Here is a 4005-nt window from a genome sequence, read left to right on the forward strand (position 1 = left end):
CAGGCCAGCGGCGGTGCGGATCCTCTAGGGTCCGGCGCCATGGCGAGCGCGAAGCAGATCGTCTCCGAGCTCGGGCGGCCGGGGCCGCACGAGGTGCTGCGCGGCGAGCTGGCGCTCGTCGGCCTGCCCGGCGTGGTGTTCACGCCCGCCTCCGGCGAGGGCCTGCCCGCGGTCGCGTTCGGGCACGACTGGCTGAACCCGGCGTCGCGCTACCTCGGCCTGCTGCGCCACCTCGCGTCGTGGGGCATCGTCGCCGTGGCGCCCGACACCGAGCGCGGGCCCTTCGCCTCGCACCGCCGCCTCGCCACCGACCTGCGCACCGCGCTCGACGTCTGCTCCTCGGTGCGCCTGGGCGGGACCGCGCGGGGCGCCCAGGTCAGCGTCGACCCCCGCAAGCTCGGGCTCGCCGGACACGGGATGGGCGCGGGCGCCGCGGTGCTCGCGGCCAGCGTGACCGCCCACGACACCCGGGTGCAGGCCGTCGGCGAGCCCTACTGGGAGTCCGGCTCCGACCTCGTCGTGCAGGCCGTCGCGACCATCGCGCTCTCGGAGTCCCGGCCCTCGGCCCAGGAGGCCGCCCGGGCCGTGCACGTCCCCGGCATGCACCTCGCGTTCGGCAAGGACCTCGTGGCGCCCCCGGCCGCCGGGACGCAGCCCGTCGCCGAGGCCTGGGCGGGCCCGTCGGTGATGCGGACCATCAAGAAGGCGAGCCACCTCGGCATCGTCGAGGGCAAGCACTGGAGCGACCTCGTCCTCGACGGCAAGGCCGACCTCGGCGTCGGGACCCAGGTCAAGGCCCTGCTCACCGGGTTCCTGCTCCACCACCTCGCCGGGGAGAAGAAGTACTCCGACGTCGTCGACGGCTCCGTGAAGGGCACCGACGTGAAGGTCTACCGGGAGTCGTCCACCGTCTGAGCCGGACCGGCGGCTCCCGACGGCCCGGGTGGGTCGTCGTCGGACGCCCCGTCCGGGTCGCCGTCACCGTCGAGGTCGAGGTCGAGGTCGGTCAGGGACCCGAGCGCGGCGAGGATCTCGGGCAGCGCCAGCAGGTCCGGGGGCAGGGCGCCCGCGTCGACGGCGAGGTCCTCGACCTCGCCTGCGGGGCGGCCGGAGAGCGCCCGCAGCACCCCGATGCGCTCGGCGAGGTCGCGCCAGGTGGCGGCGATCGCCTCGTCGGTGCGGTCGGCGGCGTCGAGGTAGCGGTGCAGCCGCGCGTCGACGTCGGCCGCCCACGCGCGCGCCGCCGCGGTGTCGGGGTCGGCCGGCGGGCCCGGCAGGTCGGCGGCCAGCTCGGTCGCCGCGGTCGCCCGGTCGGCGACGTCGTCGGCCACCGCCAGCCCCGCGCCCTCGACGGTGTCCGCGGTCTCCTCGAGCAGCGTCACGATCTCCTGGGCGGCGCGCCCGAGCGACACGACCCGGTCGGCGACCTCGTCGGCCGACGGCCCGGACCAGTGCTCCCAGAGTGCACCCGCCTCCTCCGCCAGGGCCCGGTGGCGCGCGCGGATGCGGGCGGCGGCACCCCGGAGATCCTCCGCGCCCGCGGCCAGGGCGGCGAAGCGCACGCCGCGCTGGGCCGCGTGGCGGGTGAGCAGCCCCGCGGCGTCCACGGGCGGGGCCGGGAGCCCGGCCGGCCCGGCGAGCGCGAGCCGGGCGGGGAGCAGGGCGGCCACGACGCCGACGGCGCCGTCCGCGGCCGCGAGCACCGCGTCGGAATCGGGGACGCCGAGGTCGGCCAGCCGACGGGCCGGCGGCACGGCGCGCAGCGGGGACGCGGCGGGGCCGCCTCCCCGCCGGTGTCCCGGACGCCGCGTCACGCGCACCAGCCTCCTCTGCCCGCGGACCCGGATCCACACCGGCCGCCCGCGGGTTCCGTCCCGCCACGGCCCGTCGAGTGGTCCCCGGGCGCGGTCCGGTGCCCGGGCCCGCAGCGCTGCGGGACCACTCGTGATCGGCGTCAGGCCGCGGTCGCGACGAGGGCCGCGAGGCGGTCGGCGACCTCGCGCGCGACGTCCTCGGTGGGCGCCTCGACCATGACGCGCACGACCTGCTCGGTCCCCGAGGGACGCAGCAGCACCCGCCCCCGGCCCGCGAGCGCGGCCTCCTCGGCGGCGACCGCTTCGGCGACCCGCGGCGAGGCGCCGACGGCGGCCTTGTCGTGGACGTGCACGTTCACGAGCACCTGCGGGAGGCGCTCGACGACGGCGGCCAGGTCCCCGAGCGACCGGCCGGTCGTGGCCATCCGCGCCATGAGGCGGAGCGCGGTGAGCAGGCCGTCGCCGGTGGTGGCGTGCCCCGGGAGCACGACGTGCCCGGACTGCTCGCCGCCGAGGGTGAACGCCCCGGTGCGCAGCTCCTCGAGCACGTAGCGGTCGCCGACGGCGGTGGTGCGCACCGCGATCCCGGCCTCGTCCATGGCGAGGTGGAGCCCGAGGTTGCTCATCACCGTGGCGACCAGCGTGTCCTGGGCGAGCTCCCCGGCCTCGCGCATCCCCACGGCGAGGACGCCGAGGATCTGGTCGCCGTCGACGACGGTGCCGTCGGCCGCCACCGCGAGGCAGCGGTCGGCGTCGCCGTCGTGGGCGATGCCGAGGTCCGCCCCGTGCGCGACGACCGCCTTGCACAGGCCGTCGAGGTGGGTGGAGCCGACGCCCTCGTTGATGTTCCAGCCGTCGGGCTCGGCCGCGAGCGTCGTGACCCGGGCGCCGGCGCGCTCGTAGGCGCGGGGAGCGGCCAGCGACGCGGCGCCGTGCGCGCAGTCGACGACCACGTGCAGCCCGTCGAGCCGGACCGGGGTGGCCGCGAGGAGGTGGTCGAGGTAGAGGGCGAGCGCGTCGGGCTCGTCGGTGACGCGTCCGATGTCGTGCCCGGTCGGCCGCTCGGCCGGCTGCACGGGCCGGGCGGCGTGGGCCTCGATCTCGTCCTCGACGGCGTCGGGGAGCTTGTGCCCCCCGGACGCGAACAGCTTGATGCCGTTGTCGGGCATCGCGTTGTGCGACGCGGAGATCATGACGCCGAGGTCGGCGCCGAGCCGCGCGGTCAGGAACGCGACGGCCGGCGTCGGGAGCACGCCGACCCGCCGGACGTCGGCGCCCGCGGCGGAGAGGCCGGCGCACACCGCGGCCTCGAGCATCTCCCCGCTCGCCCGGGGGTCGCGGCCGACGACCGCCACCGGACGCGCCGAACCGCCACCCCCCGCGTGCTCGACGAGCACGCGGGCGGCGGCGGAGGCGACGGAGAGGGCCAGCTCGGGCGAGAGGTCGGCGTTCGCGAGGCCGCGGACGCCGTCGGTCCCGAACAGGCGACCCATCAGCGCTTCGAGTACTGCGGAGCCTTCCGGGCCTTCTTCAGGCCGTACTTCTTGCGCTCCGTGGCCCGCGGGTCACGGGTGAGGAAGCCGGCCTTCTTCAGGCCCGGGCGGTCCTCGGGGTCGATGAGGACGAGCGCCCGCGCGATGGCGAGGCGGAGCGCGCCGGCCTGGCCCGACGTCCCGCCACCGGTGAGGTTGGCGTAGATGTCGAACTGCTCGGTGCGCTCGGTGTTCACGAGCGGCTCACGGATGAGCTGCTGGTGCACCTTGTTCGGGAAGTAGTCGTCGAACGCCTTGCCGTTCATCGTCAACTTGCCGTTGCCGGGGACGAGGCGCACCCGGACGATGGCCTTCTTGCGGCGGCCGACCGTCTGGATGGGGCGGTCGATCGTGGCGAAGACCGGGGCCGGGGCGTCGCCGAAGACCTCGGCGCCCAGCTCGTCGTCGCCCGTCGCCTCGACGGCATCGCCACCGTCGGCGGGCAGGTTCGCGGCCTCGGCGAGCGACTGCCCGCCCTCCGGGGCCTCGGAGCTGATCTCGTAGTCGGCGCTGTCGGGCTCGACGCTCGGGTCGTCGGGGGTGGTCACTGGCTCACCTGTCGGATCTCGTACGGCACGGGCTGCTGGGCGGCGTGCGGGTGCTCGGGGCCGGCGTAGACCTTGAGCTTCGACGCCATCGCCCGGCCCAGACGGTTGTGG

4 protein-coding genes and 1 pseudogene are annotated in these 4005 nt (G+C 76.8%); 1 reads left to right on the plus strand and 4 read right to left on the minus strand.

The genetic code is table 11. The features are described 5' to 3' along the window. Positions 1-39 precede the first annotated feature (39 nt). A complete protein-coding gene (locus AC0CYZ_RS17140; RefSeq protein WP_472217476.1) occupies positions 40-915 on the plus strand; it encodes an alpha/beta hydrolase in 876 nt (291 codons plus the stop codon). Here AC0CYZ_RS17140 and AC0CYZ_RS17145 read toward each other — a convergent pair. From AC0CYZ_RS17145 to AC0CYZ_RS17160, 4 genes and pseudogenes are all read right to left on the minus strand, one after another. Beyond that, on the minus strand, positions 891-1814 hold the full coding sequence (locus tag AC0CYZ_RS17145) for a WXG100 family type VII secretion target (protein ID WP_472217478.1): 924 nt from the start codon (positions 1812-1814) through the stop codon (positions 891-893). The two genes, AC0CYZ_RS17140 and AC0CYZ_RS17145, sit on opposite strands and share 25 nt — an antisense overlap. Positions 1815-1954: 140 nt before the next feature. Next, entirely contained in the window at positions 1955-3307 is a 1353-nt protein-coding gene (gene glmM / locus AC0CYZ_RS17150; RefSeq protein WP_472217480.1) for a phosphoglucosamine mutase, read from the minus strand. Then, the gene (rpsI, locus tag AC0CYZ_RS17155; RefSeq protein WP_472217482.1) at positions 3307-3894 is read right to left on the minus strand and encodes a 30S ribosomal protein S9; all 588 of its coding nucleotides are present in this window, start codon (positions 3892-3894) and stop codon (positions 3307-3309) included. Before rpsI ends, glmM begins: the two co-directional genes overlap by 1 nt. Next, positions 3891-4005: pseudogene (locus AC0CYZ_RS17160) on the minus strand (50S ribosomal protein L13); the annotation flags it as partial. The gene rpsI and the pseudogene AC0CYZ_RS17160, both read right to left, overlap by 4 nt.

Source organism: Actinomycetospora sp., from assembly GCF_055612215.1.